Below are 23,233 nucleotides of genomic sequence, written 5' to 3'. Positions count from 1 at the left end.
GCCTGAGGCGCGATTCTGGGCGTTCTGCTCACTGAAAAGACCATCGGTTGTGCAGCATACCCAGCTCTGTTGGACTGAAGACCGCGTTACGCCCAAGAAGATCGTAGAGAGGTCGTTGTCGTCGTGAGCAGTCCAGCCGCCGAGCGCACACCGGGAACCGCAGCGGACACGGAAGTCCTGCGCGAGGTGCAGGACCGCGTGCTCTGGCTTTCGACCGCGATCATCGACCACGCCAACCGCGTGCGCCCGAACCCGACCGGGCTCAAGGTCGGCGGCCACCAGGCCTCCAGCGCGTCGATGGTCTCGATCATGACCGCACTGTGGTTCGCGCGGCTGCGTGCCGAGGACCGGGTGTCGGTGAAGCCGCACGCCTCCCCTTTGCTCCACGCGATCAACTACCTGCTCGACGGCCTCGACGAGAAGTACCTGACGTCGCTGCGCGAGTTCGGCGGCCTACAGAGCTACCCGTCGCGCTCGAAGGACCCCGACCAGGTCGACTACTCCACGGGCTCGGTCGGCATCGGCGCCACCGCGCCGATCTGGGGCGCGCTGGCCCGGCGCTACGTCGAGTCGACGACCGGCGGCGCGGGCACCGGCCGCCAGTACTCGCTCGTCGGCGACGCGGAGCTCGACGAGGGCGCGGTCTGGGAGTCGATCCTCGACCCGAACGTCCAGGAGCTCGGCGAGGTCGTGTGGATCGTCGACCTCAACCGCCAGTCGCTCGACCGCGTGGTGCCCAACATCGGCGCCACGCGCCTGCAGGGCATGTTCGACGCGGCGGGCTGGCAGGTGCTCACCGTCAAGTACGGCCGCCTGCTGCAGGAGCTGTTCGAGCGCCCGGGCGGCGAAGCCCTGCGCCAGCGCATCGACGACATGCCCAACCCCGAGTACCAGCGCCTGCTGCGCTGCACGCCGGCCCAGCTGCGCGAGCGCCTCGCGTCGGCCGAGCTGGCGCCGCTGCTGGATTCGCTCGACGACGAGACGCTGCACGCGGCGATCCGCAACCTCGGCGGCCACGACCTGTCGGCGCTGCTCGATTCGTTCGACGCCATCGACGACCGCCGCCCCACGGTGATCTTCGCCTACACCGTCAAGGGCTTCGGCCTCGCGAGCGAGGGCCACCCGCAGAACCACTCCTCGCTGCTCACGGCCGAGCAGCTCGGGCAGCTCGCCGAGCGCGTCGGCACCTCGCTCGACGACCCGTGGCACAAGTTCCCCGAAGGCTCGGCCGCGGCTCGGCTGTGCGCCGAAACAGCGACCCGGCTGCACCGCGAACCCGTTGTCGCCCACGAGGTTCCGGCCATTCCCACCGACATCGGCCGGACGCCGTCGGGCCGCACGACCACGCAGGCGGCGCTCGGCCGCGCGCTGCTCGACCTGACGCGGGAAGCACCCGAAGCCGCGAAGCTCGTGGTGACGCTGTGCCCCGACGTCTCGTCGAGCACCAACCTCGGCGGCTGGGTCAACAAGGTCGGCGTGTGGTCGCCGCAGGAGCGCGTGGACTGGTTCGCCGACGACCCCGAGACCATCCTGCACTGGCGCGAGCGGCCCACCGGACAGCACCTGGAGCTGGGCATCGCCGAGGTGAACCTAGTGAGCGCACTGGGCGAGCTGGGCACCACGTGGTCACGCTGGGGCCGGCCGCTGCTGCCGATCGGCGTGCTCTACGACCCCTTCGTGGAGCGTGCGCTGGAACCGTGGTCGTTCGGCATCTACGGCGGCGGGCAGTCGATCCTCGTCGGCACGCCCTCGGGCGTCACGCTGGCGCCGGAAGGCGGTGCGCACCAGTCGGTGACCACGCCGTCGGTCGGGCTCGAGCAGCCGGGCTGCATCACCTACGAGCCCGCGTTCGCGATCGACGTCGAGTGGACTCTGCTGGCTTCGCTGGCGCGCCTCGGCCGGCCCGACGGCACGTCGGCGTACCTGCGGCTCTCGACCCGGCCCGTGGAGCAGAACCTGGCCGCGGTGCCCACCGACCCGGCCGCGCGTGAACGCCGCCGCCGCCAGGTCGTGGCCGGTGCCTACCCGATCCGCACGGCCGCGGTCGCGCGCCCGGACGTGACGATCGTGGCGATGGGCGCGATGGTCACCGAGGCTCTGGCCGCCGCCGACCGGCTCGACGCGCTGGGCAAGCACGCCGACGTCGTGTGCGTGACGAGCACGGGCCTGCTCTTCCGTGCGCTGCAGGCGCGCTCGGGCCAGGACACCGCCGACACGTGGATCCTCGACTCGGCGCTGCCGTCCGAGCGCTCCGCGCCGATGGTGACGGTGCTCGACGGGCACCCGCACACGCTCGCGTTCCTGGCCAACGTGCACCGCGTGCGGGCGGCGCACCTGGGCGTGACGCGGTTCGGGCAGTCGGGCGACCTGGAGAGCGTGTACCGCCACCACGGCATCGACACCGACAACATCATCCGCGCCGCGCTGGACGTCGCGGACTGACGCGCCGATCGCCCGCGGTCGGTCAGAGACCACCGCGGGCGATGAGCTGGCGCACGATCACGTCCTGCTGGATCTCGTTGGTGCCCTCGCCGACGATCATCAGCGGGGCGTCGCGGAAGTAGCGCTCCACGTCGAACTCGGTGGAATAGCCGTAGGCGCCGTGCACGCGGATGGCGTCGAGCGCCACCTCCATCGCGGCCTCGGAGCAGAACAGCTTCGCCATGCCGGCCTCGAGGTCGGAGCGCGCGCCGGAGTCGTACTGGCGCGCGGCGTGCAGGATGAGCTGGCGCGCGGCCGTCAGCTTCGTCGCCATGCCGGCGAGGTGGTTGCCCACCGCCTGGTGCTTCCAGATCGGCTTGCCGAACGATTCGCGTTCCTGCGCGTAGCGGAACGCGTCGTCGAACGCGGCCCGGCCCACACCGAGCGCGCGCGAGGCGACCTGGATCCGGCCGATCTCCAGGCCGCGCATCATCTGCGCGAAGCCGCGGCCCTCTTCCCCGCCCAGCAACGCCGAGGCGGGCACGCGGCAGTCCGAAAAGGACAGTTCACAGGTCTCCACGCCCTTGTACCCGAGCTTGCCCAGGTCGCGCGAGACCTCGAAGCCGGGCACCTTCTCCATCAGCAGCACGCTGATGCCCCGGTGTTTGGGCTCGGCCTCGGGATCCGTCTTGCACAGCAACGCGACCAGGCCGGCGCGGCGCGCGTTGGTGATCCACGTCTTGGTGCCGTCGACCACGTACCCGTCGTCGACCCGGCGGGCGCGCGTGCGCATCGCCTGCAGGTCGGAGCCGCCACCCGGCTCGGTGAGCGCCATCGCGGCCCGCAGCTCACCGGTCGCCATGCGCGGCAGGTACTTCTGCTTCTGCTCTTCCGTGCCGTACATGAGCAGCAGCTTCGCGACGACGGTGTGGCCGCCCATCGCGCCCGCGAGGCTCATCCAGCCACGCGCGAGCTCCGCGGTGACGAGCGCGTAGCACGGCGTGGACACCTTGACCTCGCCGTAGGGCTCCGGGATGGCCAGTCCGAAGACGCCGAGCTCCTTCATGCGCTCGATCAGCGCCTCGGGGTAGGTGTCCGAGTGCTCGAGGTCGCGCGCCACCGGGCGGACGTCGCGGTCGACGAACTCGGCCACCGTGTCCACAATGGCCTGTTCCTCGGTGTCGAGCTCCCCCATCAGTCCTCCGCCGCGATCCGGATCAGCGAGCGGGCGCCCTGGCCCGCGCGCATCCGGTCGAACGCCTCGGGCACCTCGTCGAGAGAGATGCGGTGCGTCACCAGGCTTTCCAGGTTCAGCTCACCGGCGCGCACCTCTTCGGCGAGCACCGGGATGTCGCGGTCCGGGTCGGACGCCCCGTAGACGGTGCTGGTGAGCGTGCGCGCGAAGTGGAAGATCTCCAACGGGTTGAAGACCACCTCCTGGTCACGCCGCCCGACGCCGACCACCGTGCAGTGCCCGCCGCGGCGCACCGAGCTCCACGCCGTGCGGATCGTCGCGGCCGCGCCCACGCACTCGAAGGCGTGGTCGGCACCGCGGCCCTCGGTGAGGCCCCGCACCTGCTTGGCGAGCTTCTCCTCGCTCAGCAGGAAGTGCGTCGCGCCCGCCGCGCGGGCCAGCTCTTCCTTCTCCGGCGAGACGTCCACGGCGATGATCGGCGACGCGCCGGCGAGCTTCGCGCCCAGCACCGCGCACAGCCCGATCCCGCCGAGGCCGATCACGAGCACCGACTGTCCGCTGCGGACCTTCGCGGTGTTGCGCACGGCGCCGACGCCCGTGAGCACCGCGCAGCCCATCAGCGCCGCCAGGTCGAGCGGCACCCCGTCGGGCAGCGGCACCACGGACTTGCCGGGCAGCACCGTCTCCTCGGCGAAGCCGCCGACGCCGAGCACGACGTTGAGAGGCTCGCCGTCGATCTCGCCACGCGGCAAGGTCGTGATGCCTTCGATCGTGGAGCACAGCCACGGTTCCCCGGCCTGGCAGAACCAGCATTCGCGGCACGCCGCGGCCCAGTTGAGCACGACGCGGTCGCCGGGCTTCACGTGCGTGACCTGCGCGCCGGTCTCGGCGACGATGCCCGAAGCTTCGTGCCCGGGCACGAACGGGTACTGCGGTTTCAGCGTGCCGTCGACCATCGAGAGGTCGGAGTGGCAGACGCCGGCGGCGGCGATCCGCACCCGCACGTCGGCCGGTCCGACGGGCGGCAGCACGATGTCGCGGACCTCGGGCACGGCACCCGGCTCGCGCACGACCACGGCTTTGACCACGGTGTCTTCTCCTTCGTCGCGCCTGAGAACTGGTTCAGAGCTGGATGGACTTGATCTCGGTGAACTCGTCGAGCGCGGGCCGGCCCATCTCCCGGCCGACGCCGGAGGCCTTGTAGCCGCCGAAAGGCGCCAGCGGGTTGTAGGCGCCGCCGTTCACGTCGATCTGGCCCGTGCGCACGCGGCGCGCGAACGCCAGCGCGCGGTCCTGGTCCCCGGACCACACCGCGCCGTGCAGGCCGTACTTCGAGTTGTTGGCGATCCGCAGCGCGTCTTCCTCGTCGTCGAACGGGATGATCGACAGCACGGGGCCGAAGATCTCCTCCTGCGCGATCGTCGAGTCCGGGTCCACGCCTGCGAACACGGTCGGCCGCACGAAGTAGCCGGTGTCGAGCCCTTCGGGGGTCTCGGCGCCGCCGGTCACCAGCGTCGCGCCTTCGGAGACGCCCTTCGCGATGAACTCCCGCACGCGCTCGCGTTGCGCGGCCGACACCAGCGGGCCGAGCTTCGTCTTCGCGTCCAGCGGGTCGCCGGGGGTGAAGCCCTCGGCGAACTTCTTCGCCAGCGCAACGGCTTCCTCGTGCTTCTCGCGCGGCACGAGCATGCGCGTCCACGCGGTGCAGGTCTGGCCGGCGTTGAGGAAAGCGTTGGAGACACCCACCTTTACGGCCGTGGCCAGGTCGGCGTCGTCGAGGATCACGTTGGCGGACTTGCCACCCAGCTCCAGCGTCACGCGCTTGACCGAGCGCGCGGCGACCTCGGCCACGCGCGTGCCGGCGCGCACGGAACCGGTGAACGACACGACGTCGACCTCCGGGTGCGTCGCGAGCGCCTCGCCGACCACCGGGCCGAAGCCGGTGACCAGGTTGACCACGCCGGCCGGGAAGCCGGCCTCGTGGATCGCGTCGAACAGCTGGTAGGCGCCCAGCGGCGCGACCTCGCTGGGCTTGACGACCACGGTGCAGCCTGCCGCCAGCGCGGGCGCGATCTTGCAGGTGATCTGGTGCAGCGGGTAGTTCCACGGCGTGATCGCCGCGACGACCCCCGCGGCCTCGCGCACGATCAGCGAGTTGCCGACCTTCTCCTCCGGCGCGTCTTCGCCGAGCAGGTCCACGTACGTCTGCACGTCGGTCTGCGGCAGCGCGGCCTGGATGCGCGTGGCGATGCGCAGCGGCGTGCCGACGTCGCGCGCGATCGTCTCGCCGATTTCCTCGGCGCGCTTGGCGAGTCCTTCGTGGAGCTTGCGCAGCAGCTCCGCGCGCTCGGCCCGCGTGGTGGCCGACCACGCCGGGAAAGCCTCACGCGCCGCCCGCACCGCTCGGTCGACGTCGTCGGCCGAGCCTTCCGGGATCTGCGCCTGCACCTGTTCGGTGGCCGGGTTCTCGACGGCGATCGTGGCGGCTCCCGCCGCCGGGACCCACTCGCCGCCGATGTACAGCACGTTGCGCTCTTGCACCGAGTCTCCTTCGACCGGGAACCGCCTTCGCGGCGGATTCTATAGAAAACTCCGGCGGTGTGCCCAGTGCGGATTCGTCACTCGCCCGCCAGCACGCCCTGCGCAGCGAGGAAGTCGACGAGCAGATCGCCGGCGAGCCGGATGTGCGCGCTCATCGCGGCGCGCGCCGGCGCGGTGGCCCCTTCGCGCAGCGCGGCGAGGATCGGCTCGTGGCCGTCACGCGCGGCGAGCGGCCAGCCGGGGATTTCGGCGTAGGCGGTGAACGGCACGTACCGCAGCGTCAGCGACAGCATCCAGGTGAGCTTCGGCGCGGCCGCGGCGTGGTTCACGCGGCGGTGCAGCTCGAAGTCGGCGCGTTCGGTGGCGTCGAGATCTCCGGCGGCCACGGCGCGTTCCAGCTCGTCCTGCAGCTCGGCCAGGCCGGCGAGGTCCGCGGCGGTGAGCCGCCCCGCCGCGCGGGCCGCGAGCTCGCCGGAGAGGTAGGCCTGCGTGTCGTAGAGGTCGGTCACGTCCTGGCGCGTCACCGGCACGACGCTGAAGCCTCGGCCGGGCCGGAAGTCGACCATGCCCTCGCCGGTGAGCGACATCAGCGCTTCGCGCACCGGAGTGGCGCTCACACCGAGCTGTTCGGCGAGGTGCTCGGTGCGCAGCCGTTCGCCGCCGCGGACTGCGCCGCTCATGATGAGGTCGCGAACCTGCTTGGCCACTCGCGGGCTCAGGCGCTCCCCGGGCTGCCGCGTCTGTCCGGCTTCTGCCACGAAACGACCACCCTGCGGGGCTCCGGCGACGATTCACGCCATCGTAGCGCCGGACGATCCGCCGTGCGGCCGCTACCGCGCGGACGCCACCCGGCCTAGCGTTCGCCGCATGGAAACCCTCGACGCGGGCGGGCAGCGGATCGCCTACCGCACCAGCCCCGGTTCCGGCCCCGCCGTGGTGTTCGTGCACGGCAACTCCTCGTCCTCGGCGGCGTGGGCGCGAGTGCTCGACGGCCCCTTCGGACGGCGGTTCCGCGTACTCGCGCTCGACCTGCCGGGCCACGGCGAGTCCGCGCGCGCCCAGGACCCGGCCACCTACTCGATCCCCGGTTACGCCCGCGTGGTCGCGGACTTCGCCGAAGCGGCGGGCGCCGGCGACGCCGTGCTCGTCGGCTGGAGCCTCGGCGGGCACATCGCCCTCTCGGCCTCGACGCGGCTGCCCGGCGTGCGCGGGATCGTCGTGCACGGCACGCCGCCGGTCGCGTCGCCGGCCGACCTCGTCACGGCGTTCCTGCCGAACCCGGCCGTGGCCACCGGGTTCACCGGCGAAGTGTCCCGAGAGGACGCGACGGCGTACGCCCGCGCCCAGCTCGCGCTCGGCTCGCCCCTGCGGGTCGACGCGGCGGTCGCCCACATCCTCGCCACCGACCCCGAGGCGCGCGCGGCGCTCGGCCGCAGCCTGCAGAGCGTCGAGAACGCCGACGAGCGCGCGATCGTCGCCGGTTCCCGCGTGCCGGTGGCGATCCTGCACGGCGCTGAGGAGCAGCTGGTGAACCGCGAGTACCTGCGCACCATCACCTCGCCCCGGTTGTGGCGCGGCGAAGTGCAGGTGCTGCCCGGCGCCGGCCACACCCCGCAGGACGAGACCCCGGAGGCGTACGAGGCCGTACTCACCGCGTTCCTCGACGATCTTCGGTGATCCGGACCATACGGAGAACCTCCGCCGTCACCCCCGGGCGTCTGGCCCGGCAGGTCCCACGCCGTGGGGCCGTCCGACTGGTGTCCGAAGTGGACACCCGAGGAGGGAGAACGCCGTGGGGAACAGGAAAGCAGTGCTGGTGGCGGCCGTGGCCGTGACGCTGGCGGCGGCGGGCACGATCGGGATCACCACCGCGTCGGCCAGCGGCGACCAGTCGCGGAGGGCGCGCGGGCCACCGTGCACGTGAGCCCCAACCCGGCCACCGCGCGGGGCCAGGAAGTCTCGATCACCGGGAACTGCGGTGGCGGTACCGGGCTGAAGTCCGTGCTGGGCGGGCTGCCGGACCACCCGGCGCTCGTCGACATCCACGTCGTCGACCCGAACCCGGCGCACTACCGGGCCACCGCCCGCGTGTCGGACCAGATCGGCTCGGGGGTCGGGCCGGTCCTGGTCGACTGCGGCGGCGAAGCGGGCGTGATCCTGCTGGTGACGCGCTTCTGAGCCGGACCAGGGGGATCCCGGCGGCGGGATCCCCCGGGCCGGCACCACCGTTCGGCGCCACTGTGAGGTTGCTGTGCATCCGGGCGCTCGGCGTGCTTTGCGCCTGAAAGCGTGCTGACCTGAACGGGTGGTGATCAACGTTTCCCGGGCGGCGCTGGCGGTGTCCGCCGCCGCGGTGCTGGTGCTGACGGGCGGCGCGGCGGTGTCCGCCTCGGTCGCGGACTCCGGCGGGCTGCTCGGCGACGACACCGTCGCGAGTGCGGCGGTGCCCTCGTCGCCGGCGCCTGCACCTGCGACCGCGGCCACCGACGCGGTCGGCGCGTTGCTCTCCGGGGGCAAGCACTTCTGCTCCGCCAGCGTGGTCCACAGCGCCGCCGGCGACCTCGTCCTCACCGCCGCGCACTGCCTCGGCGGCGGCACCGAGGGCCTGACGTTCGAGCCCGGTTACCACGACGGCGTCGCCCCCTACGGCAGCTGGACGGTGACCGCCGCGGCCGTGCCGGCGGGCTGGACGGCCTCGGCCGACCAGGACCTCGACTTCGCGTTCCTCACCGTCGACCAGCCGGGCACCGCCGCGTCGCTGGAAAGCCTGACCGGAGCGAACCAGCTCGGCGTCGACCGGGGCTTCACGAACCCCATCACGCTCACCGGCTATCCGGACACGGCCGACGCCCCGGTCGTCTGCGCGAACACCACGACGCAGTCCGACACCTACCAGCAGCGCGTGGAATGCCCCGGCTTCCCCGACGGCACCAGCGGCGGCCCGTGGGTCACGGCGGCCGACCCCGCGACCGGGCTCGGCACGGTGGTCGGCGTGATCGGCGGCTACGAGCAGGGCGGCGACACCCCGGACGTGTCCTACAGCGCGTACTTCGACGACGACATCCAGCGGCTCTACGACTCCGTCGCCGGCTGAGTCCGGCGGGTAACAACCAGCACAGTCTCTTGTGAGGACCGACTCCCGCCAGCTAGGTTGCCTTTGCCAACCGAGCTCGACGGGAGCCCGTCCATGTCCCCAGCCCCGGTCCGTCCCGGCGCGGTCCTGCTCGTGGTCTCGGCCGCGACATTCCTGGCGAGCCTCGACCTGTTCATCGTCACGGTCGCGTTCCCGGCCATCCGCACGGCCTTCACCGGCGCCGACCTCGCGACGACGTCGTGGGTGCTCAACGGCTACACCGTGCTCTTCGCCGCCTTCCTCGCCCCGGCGGGCCGGCTGGCCGACCGCTACGGCCGCCGGCGGCTGTTCCTGCTGGGCGTCGCGGTGTTCACGCTGGCCTCGGCCGCGTGCGCGGCGGCGACGTCGATCGAGCTGCTCGTGGCGTTCCGTGCGCTGCAGGCGGTGGGCGCGGCGCTGGTGATGCCGACCGCGCTGGCCCTGCTGCTCACCGCGTTCCCACCCCACCGCCGCTCGATGGCGGTCGGGGTGTGGGCGTCGATCGGCGCGGTGGCCGCGGCGCTCGGCCCGCCGGTCGGCGGCCTGCTGGTGGAAGCGTCTTGGCGCTGGGTGTTCCTGGTGAACCTGCCGATCGGAGTGCTCACGCTCGTGTTCGGCCCGCGGGTGCTGCGCGAAACTCGCGACGGCACCACCGGAGTGCCCGACTTCCTCGGCGCGCTCGGCCTGCTCGTCGGCGTCGGGGCGCTCGCGTACGCCCTGGTCGAGGCGCCCGACCGCGGCTGGGGTTCGCCGGCCGTGCTGATCGCGTTCGCCGTCGCCGCGGTGGCGCTGGCGTGGGTCCCGTGGCGCTCCGCGCGCCACGCCGTGCCGGTTCTCGACCTGCCGGCGCTGCGCGTGCCGACGCTGTGGCTGGCGTGCCTCGCGGTCGCCGTGTACTCGGCGGGCTTCGGCGCGATGCTGTTCGGCAACGTGCTGTTCCTGACGTCGCAGTGGCACGACTCGATCCTCGTGGCGGGCTTGTCGCTGGCGCCCGGCCCGCTCGTGGTCGTGCCGATGTCGCAACTCGCGGGCCGCCTCGCGCACCGCACGGGCCCCGGGCCGGTGATCGCGGCCGGCGGCCTGGCCATGGCGCTCGGCGTGACGGTGTGGCTGCTGCGCATGGGATCCGAACCGGCCTACCTGACGGCGATGCTGCCCGGACAGCTCCTGACCGGCGCCGGCGTGGGCCTCACCATGCCGAGCGTCTCCGGCATCGTCGCCACGGTCCTGCCCGCCGCCCGCTGGGGCGCAGGGTCGTCGATGATCAACACCAGCCGCCAGATCGGCACGGTGCTCGGCACCGCCGTGCTCGTCGCGATCTACGCCGACACACAGGACCTCGCAGCCTTCCGGCGCGGCTGGCTGCTGATCCTCGGCACCGGCGTCGCCACGTCCTTGGCGGGCCTCGCGATCGCCACCCGCCGACGCACGGACCACGTACCCGAAAGCGCATCGGAGCCCACACTCGCCACGCGAACTTGACCTGGAGTGAGTTCAAGCTGCGGCACAAGATCGGCTCGGGCAATCGCCGGTGTCCGCGCGTCGGAACAGGATGCGGCTCTGCACCGCCGGTGTCCGGACCGCGGACGGTGCTCAGTGCTGTCCCGCCGCCAGGGCCCGCACCTCCGTCTCCCCCAGCGCTCGGCCGTAGAGGCGGAAGTCCGCGACAGCGCCCTTCAGGTACGGGTGCTTCGGGTTCTGGGAGCGACCCAGGTAGTTCAGCTGGGTCGCGCCCAGCAGGAGCGGGCTCATCGGCGGTGCGGGGTTGACCCCGGTGAGCTCGCCGTCGAAATACACCCGCAGCCCGGATCCCGCGGTGACTACCACGTGGGTCCACACGCCCTGGGGCAGCGCGATGGCGGCGTCCACGTAGTCCTCCGCCGCCATCCCGCCCAGCTTCATCGCGCAGCGGGCCACGCCGTTGCCCGTGCGCGAGGTCAGGAACAGATACGACTGCGCGTTGAACCCGAGGTCGAACACCCGCGCCGAGTTGACGATCGTGTCCGACCGCACCCACATCGACACCGTCAGCTCGGTCAGGTTCGCCGGCAGGCCCGGGGCCAATCGCACGTGCCCGTCGACGCCGTCGAGCTCGATGCCCCGCTCCCCGGCCACCGCGCCGCCGGCCAGCACCGCGGCGGGCCAGCGATGCGTCCCCTCCGTCAGGTCCGCACCGAGCGGGTACACCGCCACGGTCTTCGGCGCCGGTCGGTCCGGCGGCGAGGCGAAGTAGACGCTGTAGTGCTCGTGCTGCACGTCGAGGAACGGGCTCAGCCGCAGCCGCTGCTCCCCCGATCGCACACTGAACTCGGCCGGGCCTGGCTCACGCCGCAGCGTGCGCGGATCCACCGTCGGGATCACCGGCGGCACCGCGGAACCGTGCCGGGCCGCGAGCACCAGCGGGCCGTAGGCCAGCGCCCGCACCGCCGGGTTGTCCGGCGCGGGCAGCCACCGCGCGGCCATCGGCAGGTGCAGCTCGACGACGTCGCCCTCGTGCCACCGCCGCCGGATCGTCGCGAAAGACCCGGGCGAAGCGGCCACCGGCGTGTGGTTGATCGTCAGCCGGGGCTTCGAGACCCACGCCGGGATCCGGACGCGCAAGGCGAACTCACCGGAGCCGTCGACCCGCAGCCGCACCGTCTCGTCGTACGGGTACGCGGTCTCCAGCCGCACCGAGGCACCGTGGAAGTCCACTGTGGACGGGATGAACAGGTTGACGGACAGCGTGTCGCCCGAGGTGAAGTAGATGTTCTCCGCGTACTTCGCGTGCGTCTCCAGGCCGGTGCCGTGGTCGCAGGTGAAGTTGCCGTAGTCGCTGCTGTACGTGCCGGGGTCGGAGTCCACGCCCTCCTTGCCCTTGCGCTCGGTGCCCGGCACCAGCCCGGTGTAGTAGGTGACGAAGCCGTGCGGCGAGTCCGGGTCCTGCTCGCCCAGCAGCTGGTTGAGCAGCGTCCATTCGTAGTGGTCGAGGTACTCGGTCCGGCTCGGGTCCTGCAGGAACAGCAGCCGGCCGAGCTTGAGCATGTTGTAGCTGTTGCAGTTCTCGCAGGTGTTCTCGCCGAGCTGGCTGACGATCTGGTCGGGTGGACCGAAGAACTCCGCGTTGGCGTTACCGCCGATCACGTAACTGTGGTGGTGCACCACCTGGTCCCAGAAGTACGTCGCGATCGTGCGGTAGCGCTGTTCGCCCGTCACGTCGTACTCCGCTGCCGCGCCGACGATCTTCGCGATGTCGGTGTTGGCGTGCCGCCCGGCCAGCGTGTCCTGGCGCGCCGCGAGCGGGGTGAAGATCTCGTCGTGGTCGAACCGCCGGGCCAGCTCCAGGTGCAGCGGGTCCCGCGTGATCGCGTACAGGTTGGCCAGTGCCTCGTTCATCCCGCCGAACTCGGTGTGCAGGACCTTCTGCATGGCGTCCCGGGAAAGCGGCGCCGTGCGCGCGTCGATCCAGCTCGCGATGCCGAGGGCGACGTCGAGGGCCCCGGCGCTGCCGAGCAGCCGGTGCTGGTCCAGGAGCCCGGCGAGGATCTTGTGGATCGTGTAGTACGGCGCCCACACGGACTTCCCGGCTTCGAGGTTGACGAAGTCCGACTCCGGGAACGCCGACAGGTAGCCCTCGGTGAACCCCGCGGCCGGCGACGCGGCCTGGCACTCGGCCAGAGCGGCCACCACCTCCGCGCCCTTCGCGGCCAGCTCGGCATCACCCGTGTTCGCGGCCGCGAGCGCCAGGCCCGACAGCAGGTGCCCGGTGGTGTGCCCGCGCAGCTGGATGTCCGGCGCTTCCCAGCCGCCGCACGGCTCGGCCGCACTCGGCAGCCCGGCGGTCAGCCGGAACGTGTGCAGCAGCCGGTCGAGGTCGACGAACTTCAGGTACGCCACGGTCCGGCGCATGTTCGCCAGGTACCGGCTCTCCAGCAGCCGGACGCCGCCGAGCGCGACGGGCCGCACCGGTGCCGCAGTCGAAGCCGAAGCCTCCCAAGGCACTGCCGCTGCCACACCGAGCACGGCACCGAGGCCGAGCGCGGCGCGCCGGGTGACCTTCATCGGACCTCCACGTGACGGTACGGCACCAGGCGCACGGGCCCGACCAGCCCGTAGGCCTGCCGCGCCGCGATCCCGAACACCTCGGGACGGCTCACCCGGAGCCGGTTGTTTAGCGTGGTGGCGATCTCCACCTCGATGCTGTTCCGCCCGGACCGCAGCCAGGGCCCGATGTCGACGACGGTGTCGAGCACGTCGGCCGGAGGCAGCGAGGTGCCGTTGACGCGCACGCGGTAGGTGTCGAACACCTCCCCGAGGTCCAGGTACGCGCCGAGCCCCCGGTCCCACCGGCCGAGGTCGACAGTGGTCCGGTAGCGACCAATGCCCGAGACGTCCTCGAGTCCGGGGAGCGACGGCCAGGCCGCGAGCGCCGTCAGCGAGAGCTGTCGCTTCGGCTTGACCGTCTGAGTCGGCGTCGCGCCCGGCTGCCAGTCCTCCACTTCGAGGTCCCAAGTGGACAGTGCAATCGGTGCCGGCGGGGCCGCGACGGTGGTGTGCGCGACCCGGCCGGTCGACAGTGTCGTCGAGTACGTGCCCGCCGCCGAGGAACGCACCACCAGCTTGCCGTCGAGGTACCGCACCTCGGGCGCGTCGCTCGACTCGGCGCTCGGACCGTGGTCACCGCGCCCGAGCGCGATGATCACCGACTGGCCCGGGTTCAGCGACACCGAAACCCGCACCTTATCGCCGGAGCGGGCGAACACGCCGAGCCGCTCGGTTTCGCCGGTCCAGGCGTTGAGCACGGACGGCTGGGCGTCGCGGTCCTGCGCGGTCAGCCACACGTCCTGCGTGACGGCGGTGATCTTGCGGTTCTCCGCGTGCCGGGCGTTGCAGAGGTAGTAGTAGTCGGTGTCTCCGTCGATCCGGTGCACGCTCATCACGGTGGACGGGTCGTGCTCCACATCGCGGGTGACGCCCAGCTCGGCGAGCGCGGCGGGGATGCCGGTGGCGTCCGCGACCACTCGGACCGTGCGCTGCGCGAGCAACGCCGTGACCAGGCTCCGCAGCCGGTCGTTCTCCCCCGGCAACGCGATGCCCTCGGCGCGCACGTCGGTCCAGGTGCCGATGACGATCGTCGGCAAGCCGGCGCGGGCCAGGTCCAGCAGCCGCTGCGCCGCGTGCACCGACAGCGTGTGCTCGCTGCCGTGGAACTGGTCGCCGCCGAGGATCATCGCCTTGTACGCGGGCCCGTCGGGCGCGAGGCGACCCCGTCGGACGACCGCGCTGGGCAGGTCCAGCACCGCCTCGCTGAGGAAACCGTGGGTCCAGCCGGCCGGGATGCCGTCGTTGGTCGCCCACGGCGCGCCGATGCCGGTGGAAGTCCAGCCCTTCTGCCGGAAGAACGCGAGGTCCACCTGTGGCTTCCCGGTGCGCAGCACCAGCTGGGTGCGGGCGAACCAGCCGGCGATGTCCGGCACGTGCCCCCACGTCGGCTGCCGCGGTCCCCACGCCTCGGCATAGCCGATGCCGGTGCCGTTGTACGGCGAGAAGGCCGCGAACCCGGGCCACAACGCACCGGGCGCCATGGCGTAGGCGAACCCGTGCAGCACGGCCTGGTTCACCCCGCCGGCGAACACGCTGCCCATCGTCTGCAGCACCTTGTCCCAGGTGGTGTTATACGCGCCGTTCGCGTACGCCGCGGACTCGCACGAGAGCAGTTTCCGCCCGCCCATGTCGCGGCCGGACGCGAGCACGCGGTAGTCGTCGAGGTTCTTGAACCCCAGTGACTCGCTTTCCGGGACGTCCAGCAGCGCCGCGCTGCGGATGGCGTCGGTCTGCAGGCCGTAGGGCTGCACGCGCATCGTCATGCCGAGCCGGTGGGCGAAGTCCCGCACCGGGATGAGGTGGTTCTCGTGGTAGAGGTCCGAGAGCACCTGGTTGTAGTCGTCGCGCACGTGGTTCGAGGTGTCCGAGTCGAACGCGAACGGGAACTTGCCCTTGCGTTGCACGACCACCGGCAGGTACGGCAGCAGGTCGTAGCCCGCGCGCTTGCGGAACTCCGTCAGGAATTCCGGCGTCCAGATGGTCGCGTCGGTCTCGATCTCCAGCGAGTCCTCGAACAGGTCGCCGCCGACGTCCTTCAGCAGGCTCCGGATGGCGGGGGTGAGGATCGTCGAGTTCCACTCGTCGAGCACCACCTGCGTGCCCGCGGCGCTGAAGTGGTCGACGACGTAGGCGAGCGGCGTCGTGTGCGGGCCCGCCTCGGGCTGCTGCGCCGAGCCGCGGGCCCAGTACGCGAGCAGCACCCAGGTGCCCTCCGGCGCGGTCCAGCTGATCTGTGCGTTGTGGACTTCCACCGTCCGCACCGACGCCGGGTCCAGCGTCACCGTGGCCGCCGTGGGCGAGCCGATCACCTGCGCGGCTTGGACGGCAATCAGCTCCTGCTTGCCCACGGCGCTCTCCGCCGGCACCACCGCGGCCGGCGGCGGTCCGCTGTAGCTGCCGTCGACGGTGACGACGCCGTGGGCCAGCTCCTTGCTCGCCGCGACGTCGTCGGGCGTGATGGTCGGCACCGCGGTCGGCCAGCACGGGCCCATCGCGAGGTCGACGGTCAGGCCGCGGGCCTTCGCCCGGCGCAGGGCCGTCTCCACCGCCGCGAGCCACGCGGGCGTGCCCCAGCCGTGGTGCTCCGGATCCATCACGGTCTGCACGCTGTGGTGGACGTCCTGGATCTCGACGCCGCCGAACCCGGCGTCGGCGATCTCGTCCACCTCACGGGCGATCTCGCCGAGGTCGACCAGGCCGTGCGGCCACCACCAGCGGAACTTGGCGGCCGTCGAAGTGTCCGGCTTGGCGAACTGCTTGGCGAACGGCTTACCGGGTGCGGCGAGAGCGGGCGGAACCCACGACAGGGTGGCGCCCGCGCCGAGTGCGGCGCCGATCGTGAGCACCGTGCGTCTGCTGACAGTCATCGGGTGGCCTCCAGCCGGGCGGTGACAGCGGCCTGCGGGCGCAGCACGACCGGGCCGACGAGGCCCGACGGCAGGATCTTGTTGCGCACGTTGGCCAGGGTGTTGGTGACGCGGACGCTGATCGTGTTGACACCGACGTGCAGCGCCTTCGTGGCGTCCACTGTGTACGGATGCCAGAGCGCGGTCGACAGCGCGGTGCCGTTCACGGTCGCCGTGGCGAGGTCGTGCACCTCACCGAGGTCGAGCACCAGCTTGCGCCGCTGGAGCTCGGCCGCCGACAGCGTCACCGTCGTGGTGTAGACGGCGCTGCCGGAGAAGGTCGGTGCGAAGGTGGTCCAGGAGCCGAGCGGGCGTTCGGTTGCGACGGCGCCGTCCTGTTCCAGGCGGACGGTCCACGGCCCGTTCAGCGCGATCGGCGTCAGCGGATCGGTGACCTTCACGGTGCCGCGGTAGGTGCGGCCTTTCGCCTGCCCGGTGAGCCGGTAGGTGCCAGGCGCCGTCGCGGTGACGGCGGCCTGGATTTCGTGCCCGGTCAGGGAAACCGAGCCGGCGGGCAGGGTGGCGTCGGTCAGGTGCGCGGTGTCGTGGACACCCTTGCGGAACACCACGCCCAGCGTCTCGTACGGCTGGAGCGTGACCGGGACGCCGGTGGTGGTCCGGCCCGTCGTGTAGGCCGTCGCGACCTCGGTCGTTCCCGTCCGCGGGTCCCAGATCTCGGGCGTGCCGTCGACGGGGAAGGTCACGGTGGTGGTGACGACCGCGTCGCTCTCGTTGTTCAGCAGGAACGCCGTGTCCGCGTCGCGGCCGGTGCGCTCGACCCGCACGGCGTCCGCCGCGGGCTGCAGCCGGGCCGCACCGAAACCGGCGTTCTGCGCCAGGCCCGCGATCGTGGTCACGTCGGTGACGAGCGCGACCGCGCCGGCTCCGCGCCGGGTCCACGAGGAACCCGCGTTGCCGAACAGGGTCCCCAGCTCGCGCGCCAGGTCGGCGTCGCGGCCGGTCGCCTCTCGCGTCGGCAGCGGGCCGACCGCCACGACGTGCCCGCCGGTCTGCACGAACTTCGCCAGGGTGCGCGCGGTCGCGAGGTCGAGCACCGGCGTGCGTGGCAGCACCGCGAGCTGGTAGTCCGCCTGGCCGACCTGCAGCGTTCCGCCGTGCGAAACGGCCTGGAAGCGCGCCGCCGGGTCACCTGAGAGCGACGAGTCGCTCAGCAGGTCGAAGTCGACCTGCCCGCGCTCCAGCGCGTACGCCGTCGCGGAGAAGTCGGCGTCGAGCCGGTGGCCCGCGTCGGACACCCGCGTCTGCTCGGCGGCCCGCTGTGGCTGCACGAGCGCGGTCCGGGCGAGGTTCTCGCCGCGGCCCAGTTCCATCACCCGGCCGATCCAGGCGTCGACGTCGGGCATGTCCTCCCAGAACGTGCTGCGTGGCCCGAACGGCGGCGCGAACGTCACCGAGGTCTCGTCGGTGTACATCGCGTGCAGGAAGGTGAGGTTGACGCCGCGGGTGGCCAACGCGCCGACGGTCGCGTGCATGTAGTCCGGCGCCACCTGCCAGCCCGCGTTGCCGAAGGTCTCCATCAGCGTCCGCGGCGCCCCGTTCTGGTGCGCGGCGGAAGAAGCGTTGCGGCCCAGGGTGGTCTGCTGCCCCGCGGTGTAGTCGGTGGTGATCATGTCGCTGCCGGGGACCTGCGCCCACTGGTTGTCCTTCGACAGGTCACCGGTGGAGTTCATCCGCTGCTGCGGGCTCTGCTCGTCGAGCAGCGGGTTGGAGATCAGCTTCAGGTGGTGCGCGGCCATCCAGTCGGCCTCGCGCTTGTAGTAGTTGGTGGAGAACAGGTTGTCCACCGCGCGCCAGTACGTCCCGGCGGCCTGGTCGGCGACCGCGCCGAGGCCGTCCGCCGCCGCGGTGTAGGCGACGCCGGGGGTGCCACCGGCCGCGCGGACGGCGTCCGCGAGTCCGGGGGAGGACGGCAGGCGCTTGAACGGGTGCGGCTGCGCGGAGGCGATGAACGGCTCGTCGTCCCAGAACCCGGGCACGACCGTGCCCATCGCCCACGGGAAGCGGCGCGCGTACTCCTCGGGTGCGATGCTCAGGAAAGCGTCCGTCGCGTTCGGGTCGAGCAGGTCGAGGTACCCGCGGGTGTAGCCGCTGGAATCGTCCTGCAGGAGGACCTGCGAGTACACGTCGACCTGCCAGCGGCCCGCCGGCACCTGCCAGGTCGTGCCCTTGAGCTCCACCGCGGCGTTCGTGCCCACCGGCCGCGCGGCCGCCGCCGTGACACCGGCGAGGTCGACGCGGTCCTGCGGGAAGTCCGCGAGTGCGGTGGCGTCGTCGAAGGTCGAGGACCACAGCTTGGCGCCGTCCGGCCCGGTGACGGTCAGGTCGTCCCACAGCGAGCGCTGGGTGCCCTCGGCCGAGACCGCCGCGGCGCCGGTCGGGAAGCTCGCGTCGGTGGCCGCGGGCTGCACGGTGTTGTTGATCTTCGGCGTGATCGTGTTCCCGCTGACGGTGACGCTCACCGTCTGCACGTGGGTCGGCGTGAAGCCCGGCGTGTTGACGCCGGTGGTCAGCCGCGTCCGGTTCGGACCATCCACTTTGTACACACTGGCCGCGCCCTTCGAGTCCACGTCCACGAGGTAGCCGTGGGTGCCGTCCGAGCGCACTGCCAGCTGGACGCCGCCGGCGGTCAGCGTGACCTTGCCGCTCACGGTGTAGTCTGTCCAGCCGGCGCCGGGCGTGAGCGGGGCCGCGCCCGGCTTGGTGGCCGGGTCGACGACCAGCTTGCCGGTGTCCACGCTGAGCCCCGATGTCCGGGCGAGCGGCAACGTCGAAGGCCCGTCGACGATCCGCGTCGAGCGCAGCAGGCCCTTCAGCCGCAGGTCCGGGCGAGCGGCGATGGTGCGGCCGCCGAGGGTGCCGCCGTTCACGACGTAGTTCGCGCCGCGGCCGCTCGGGAAGTTGTTGTCGTTGAACAGCCACATCTTCATGCCGGTGCGCTGCGCCTCGCGCAGCACGTGCCCGACGAGCGTGAACCAGTCCTCGCTGAGGAAGACCGGCTTCATCGAGTCACCGCCGAGCGGGAAGATCACCGCTTCGTACACGCCTTTGGCGCGCATCTCGGCCATCTGCCGATCGGTGATGTCGCTGGTGATGGTGTTGTTCCAGTACCAGTAGATCGCCGGGCGGCTGTCCTTCGGCGGGTTCGCGAAGGCGGCCGGGTCGAAGCGGGCGAGGTTCGTCGTCGCGGCCGGGCCGGGGTCGTGCCCGGCAGTGGCCTGGGCTCCCGCGGTGACCGCGCCGAGTGCCGTGGCCGCCGCGAGCAGGAGGGACGTCACTGTCCTGCGCATGGGTTTCCCTTCAGCCGCGAGGAATGGAGGAATGGAAGGTGTAGGAGCCCGAGCCGACCCGGAAAACCGCGTCGTCGCCGTCGATCCGCGTGAGCCGGGCACCGGTGGGCGTCGCGTAGTGGCCGCGGGCGTCGCGGAACAGCGGCACGTGCACCTCGGCCGTGCTGCCCGGCGGCACGGTGACGGCCAGCCGGTACTCGCGGTCGGACTTCGTCCACGCCGTGCTGATCCGGCCGTACGTGCTTTCGTAGCTGCCGGACGCGGACGTCAGGTCGCCCACCACCGCCGGATCGATCACCAGGTCCCGGAAGCCGGTCGAGCCGGCCGCCTGTCCGATGCCGGTCAGCCGCGTGGTGAGCCAGCCGTCCATCGCGCCGAGCATGAAGTGGTCCTGCGACTGGCCGCTGCCACCGTCCCAGGTCTCACCGAGCGCGGTCAGTCCGGCCTGCACCTGGTGGCCCAGGCTGGGACTGGTGGTCTGCGTGGCGATCCGGTACACGACGTCGTCGCGGCCGGCCCGCGACAGCACGCGCAGGACGGACGGGAAGGAAATCTCTCCCATCACCAGGTGCCAGCCGGCCGCCTCGATGGTGTCCACCAGGTGCCCGGTCTGGGCGGCCCGCAGGTCCGCGGGAACCGCGCCCATGTCGAGCGCGAGCGCCGTGGCGCCCTGACCGCCGCCGCCGAACAGGCCGGTCGCGGGGTCGTAGTACTTGGCCCACACGGCCTTGGCCATCGCGTTGGCCTGCGCGCGGTAGGCCGCGGCGTCGGCGCTGCGGCCGAGGGCCGTCGCGACCTGCGAAAGGCCGTCCGCGACCGCCCAGACGCCGAAGGTGCCGACGATCGGGCGCGGCATCGCCGGGGACTCGGTGGTGATCCAGTCGCCGAGGCCGTAGTCGTACACGCCGTCGATCCACCGCGTGGACTGGCCCTGCAAGTAGCCGAGGTAGCGCTGCATCGCGGGGTAGTACTGGGCGAGCAGCCCCTGGTCGCCGTAGGTTTGGTAGGCCTTGAGCGGCACCTGGACGATCGCGCCGCCCCAGTTCGGGTCGTCGCGGTAGGCGCCGGCGAGCGTCACGTAGTCCGGCACGGTGCTGGGCACCAGGCCGCTCGCTTCCTGCCCGTCGGCCATGTCGCCGACGATCTTGCCGAGGTAGGCCTCAACGTCGTAGCTGCGGACGATCGTGTCGAACGCGAGGTGGTCCTGCTCCAGCCAGCCGAGCTTCTCGCGGCTCGGGCAGTCGGTGAGGATGCTCTGCATGTTGTTCTCGAGGGCGGCCCGGGTGAGCCGGTGGATGCCGTCGAGGGTCGCGTTCGAGGAGTCGAAGTCACCGGCGGAGGTGTTGTCCGCCATCACGCGCAGGCCGGTGACCGAGAGCGTCGCGTCGTCGGGCACGCCGACCACCTCGAGATAGCGGAAGCCGTGGTAGGTGAAGTCGGGGTGCCAGGTCTGCTTTCCGCCCTTGCTCGTGAAGCTGTCCCAGATCGGCGCGCCGACGTTGCTGATGGACTGGTCCACCTGCCCGTCGCGCAACGCTTCGGCCGGGTACACCCGCACGGCCGTGCCCGCCGGCGCGGTTAGCGTCATCTGGGGCAGGCCGGCGATGTTGCGGCCGACGTCGTAGACGCGCACGCCGGGGGCCGGGCGCGAGATCTCCTTGCCGGGCAGCTGTTCCGCCACGCGGACGGGCTCGGTCTGACGGCCGGTCAGCTTCGCCGTGCTCGTCGCGGGCACCACCGGGGACCAGCCGCGGCGGTCGGCGCCGGGCTTGTCCCAGCCCGGGATCTCGCGGCGGGCGTCGTAGTCCTCGCCGCCGTACCAGTAGGACGCGGTGGTGGCGCCGAGCGTGGTGCGCCAGCTGGAGTCGGTGCCGATCCGCTGCACGGTTCCGTCGGCCAAGGTGAGCTCCAGCTGCGCGATCACCTGCGGGTCGCTCGCCGTGCGGGCGAACTTCCGGTACCGGCCGGAGGTGTGCAGCGAGTCCGCGGTGCCGTTGCCGACGGTGATGCCGATCGTGTTCGCACCGCTGCGCAGCTGCTTCGTGACGTCGTAGGTGGCATAGGTGACGTGGTCGGCGTAGTCGCTGTTGCCCGGCTCCAGCACGGCGTCACCGACGCGGGCGCCGTTGAGGCTGGGCACGTAGACGCCGAGGCCGCTCACGTACAGCCGGGCGCTGGTGACCCGGCCGTGCACGGAGAAGTCCTTCGCGAACACCGGCAGCGCGGGCGGCAACCAGGTAGCGGGGGCGGGCTGCCCCGTCATGGTCTTGGCGACGGTGAACGGTCCGGCCGCATCGGTGGCGGTCTGCACGGTGTAGTCGACCGGGAAGTTCGGTGTCTTGCCGTCGGCGGTGAGGGTGTCGGTGCGCGGATACAGCACGACTTGGTCGAAGGTGTGTGCGGCACCGAGGTCCACAGTGAGCCAGACGTCGGCGTCCGCACTGCTGTGCCCCGCGCTCTGGTAGCCGGCGTTCCCGGCGTCCTCGGGGTTGGACGTGGTCAGGCCGTCGGCGATCAGCCCGGGTTCCCACTCCTTGCGCACGGTCTCGGTCTCCGACGCGGTCACGTACTTCTGGCGTCCGTCGGCGAAGTTCACGCTCGCGTTCGCCGAATCGCGCACTTGCAGCTCGGCCAGCTGCAGCCGGTAAGTCAGGTCCGGGAAGCGGCGGGTGGTGCCGGTGGTGACCATGCGGTTCTGGCTGTCCAGCGGCTGTTCGGCCAGCGGCAGGCCGAGCTTTGTGACGTCGAGCTTCACGTATCGGGCGGTTTGCGCGGGGAGGGTGACCACCACCGGCTGGGTGGGCTTGGTGCCGAGCTGCCACTGGCTGTTCCCCACCCAGCCGGCAGACCAGTCGCTCGGTTCGGTGAGGCCGGTTTCGAACCAGGTGGGGGTGCTCCACGCCGACGGCGTCCGGCCGGACCAGACGCGAACTCGCCAGTACACGCGCTGACGGCTGCCCAGGGCCCGGCCAGCGTAGGCGAGTTCGTTCGTGGTGCCGCCGACGCGGCCGGTGTCCCAGAGGTCGGGGTGAGCCAGTCTCGCTTCCGAGGTGGCGGCCTGGACTTCGTAGGCGGTCTGGTCCCGGGCGACGGTCTGCCAGCTCAGCGCGGGGGCCGTGTCGTCCGTCCCCAGCGGACGGTCGAGGTGGTCCGAGCGGAGATCGGTGGCGGTGAAGAGGTGGCTTCCGGCGGAGGCGGGCACGACGGCGCCTGCGCTGAACAGCGAGGTCAGGCAAGCCAGGGCGGAAAGACGGCGGGAGATGAGCCTGGGACGGGATCTGTAACGCACAACAGCTCCTGGGGGACGGCTGGCGGAGAGTGGCCCGGGTTCGGGTATAAAACGTTTCAACTCAGCGGGCAAAACCATGGTTTTGCCTGGGATACAAGGAATCCGGCCAGACTTGAGCAGGACGGTACGGATTCGAGAAAGACACTCCGAAGCCGGAGTGCGGCTACGGCTTCGGGGCGCGACCGGCCTCGCAGCGGTGCGACATTCCGTCGCGCACGCTTGGGTTCACCTTGTCTCAGCCTGTCTTGCGGCGCCTGACAGCCCTGCCCGACTCGACGCACTCGCTCCGGTTCACTTCACGGACCTCCAGAACGGGCACGTGCCCCCACCCCTGCCGCAGCATCGCGACCTCCGGATTGAAAGGTTTCATGAACCTGG

At 71.8% G+C, this 23,233-nt stretch carries 14 protein-coding genes; 6 read left to right on the top strand and 8 right to left on the bottom strand.

Translation table 11 applies throughout. The features are described 5' to 3' along the window. Positions 1-123 precede the first annotated feature (123 nt). Positions 124-2,442: a transketolase C-terminal domain-containing protein gene (locus tag ABZU76_RS11990; RefSeq protein ID WP_354867842.1), complete on the top strand. Its 2,319-nt coding sequence runs from the start codon at positions 124-126 to the stop codon at positions 2,440-2,442. Positions 2,443-2,464: 22 nt separating this feature from the next. Here the strand turns inward: ABZU76_RS11990 and ABZU76_RS11985 are convergent, their stop codons facing one another. The 4 genes from ABZU76_RS11985 to ABZU76_RS11970 form a co-directional block, all read right to left on the bottom strand. Then, positions 2,465-3,616, bottom strand: a complete 1,152-nt coding sequence (locus ABZU76_RS11985) for an acyl-CoA dehydrogenase family protein (RefSeq protein WP_354867839.1) — start codon at positions 3,614-3,616, stop codon at positions 2,465-2,467. Next, positions 3,616-4,704: a Zn-dependent alcohol dehydrogenase gene (locus ABZU76_RS11980; protein ID WP_354867836.1), complete on the bottom strand. Its 1,089-nt coding sequence runs from the start codon at positions 4,702-4,704 to the stop codon at positions 3,616-3,618. The genes ABZU76_RS11985 and ABZU76_RS11980 overlap by 1 nt, the downstream gene beginning before the upstream one ends. A 34-nt stretch (positions 4,705-4,738) precedes the next feature. Beyond that, positions 4,739-6,157: an aldehyde dehydrogenase family protein gene (locus ABZU76_RS11975; protein WP_354867834.1), complete on the bottom strand. Its 1,419-nt coding sequence runs from the start codon at positions 6,155-6,157 to the stop codon at positions 4,739-4,741. A 77-nt stretch (positions 6,158-6,234) separates the two neighbouring features. Further along, a complete protein-coding gene (locus ABZU76_RS11970; RefSeq protein ID WP_354867832.1) occupies positions 6,235-6,915 on the bottom strand; it encodes a GntR family transcriptional regulator in 681 nt (226 codons plus the stop codon). A 109-nt stretch (positions 6,916-7,024) separates the two neighbouring features. Here ABZU76_RS11970 and ABZU76_RS11965 point away from each other — a divergent pair, with 109 nt between their 5' ends. The 5 genes from ABZU76_RS11965 (at position 7,025) to ABZU76_RS11945 (ending at position 10,751) form a co-directional block, all read left to right on the top strand. Next, a complete protein-coding gene (locus ABZU76_RS11965) occupies positions 7,025-7,834 on the top strand; it encodes an alpha/beta hydrolase (RefSeq protein WP_354867829.1) in 810 nt (269 codons plus the stop codon). 115 nt (positions 7,835-7,949) lie between these two features. After that, positions 7,950-8,081 (top strand): hypothetical protein, encoded by a 132-nt coding sequence (locus tag ABZU76_RS11960; protein WP_354867827.1) that lies wholly within the window; start codon positions 7,950-7,952, stop codon positions 8,079-8,081. Beyond that, on the top strand, positions 8,078-8,335 hold the full coding sequence (locus ABZU76_RS11955; RefSeq protein WP_354867825.1) for a hypothetical protein: 258 nt from the start codon (positions 8,078-8,080) through the stop codon (positions 8,333-8,335). The genes ABZU76_RS11960 and ABZU76_RS11955 overlap by 4 nt, the downstream gene beginning before the upstream one ends. A 127-nt stretch (positions 8,336-8,462) precedes the next feature. Beyond that, positions 8,463-9,251, top strand: a complete 789-nt coding sequence (locus ABZU76_RS11950) for a trypsin-like peptidase domain-containing protein (protein ID WP_354867822.1) — start codon at positions 8,463-8,465, stop codon at positions 9,249-9,251. A 93-nt stretch (positions 9,252-9,344) separates the two neighbouring features. Next, positions 9,345-10,751 (top strand): MFS transporter, encoded by a 1,407-nt coding sequence (locus ABZU76_RS11945; RefSeq protein ID WP_354867820.1) that lies wholly within the window; start codon positions 9,345-9,347, stop codon positions 10,749-10,751. 111 nt (positions 10,752-10,862) lie between these two features. Here the strand turns inward: ABZU76_RS11945 and ABZU76_RS11940 are convergent, their stop codons facing one another. The 4 genes from ABZU76_RS11940 to ABZU76_RS11925 are packed head-to-tail and all read right to left on the bottom strand — an operon-like array spanning position 10,863 to position 22,855. Beyond that, positions 10,863-13,310: a beta-L-arabinofuranosidase domain-containing protein gene (locus tag ABZU76_RS11940; RefSeq protein WP_354867817.1), complete on the bottom strand. Its 2,448-nt coding sequence runs from the start codon at positions 13,308-13,310 to the stop codon at positions 10,863-10,865. After that, positions 13,307-16,219, bottom strand: coding sequence for a glycosyl hydrolase (locus ABZU76_RS11935; protein ID WP_354867814.1), 2,913 nt, complete (start codon positions 16,217-16,219; stop codon positions 13,307-13,309). The genes ABZU76_RS11940 and ABZU76_RS11935 overlap by 4 nt, the downstream gene beginning before the upstream one ends. After that, positions 16,216-19,566, bottom strand: coding sequence for a glycosyl hydrolase (locus ABZU76_RS11930; RefSeq protein WP_354867812.1), 3,351 nt, complete (start codon positions 19,564-19,566; stop codon positions 16,216-16,218). The genes ABZU76_RS11935 and ABZU76_RS11930 overlap by 4 nt, the downstream gene beginning before the upstream one ends. A 10-nt stretch (positions 19,567-19,576) precedes the next feature. Then, positions 19,577-22,855 carry a family 78 glycoside hydrolase catalytic domain gene (locus tag ABZU76_RS11925; RefSeq protein WP_354867810.1) on the bottom strand — a complete coding sequence of 1,093 codons (3,279 nt, stop codon included), beginning with the start codon at positions 22,853-22,855 and terminating at the stop codon, positions 19,577-19,579. Between the last annotated feature and the right edge of the window lie 378 nt (positions 22,856-23,233).

It is taken from the genome of Amycolatopsis sp. NPDC005232, from assembly GCF_040607795.1.
Taxonomy (GTDB): domain Bacteria; phylum Actinomycetota; class Actinomycetes; order Mycobacteriales; family Pseudonocardiaceae; genus Amycolatopsis.
This window is presented reverse-complemented; position numbering and strand designations above follow the sequence as displayed.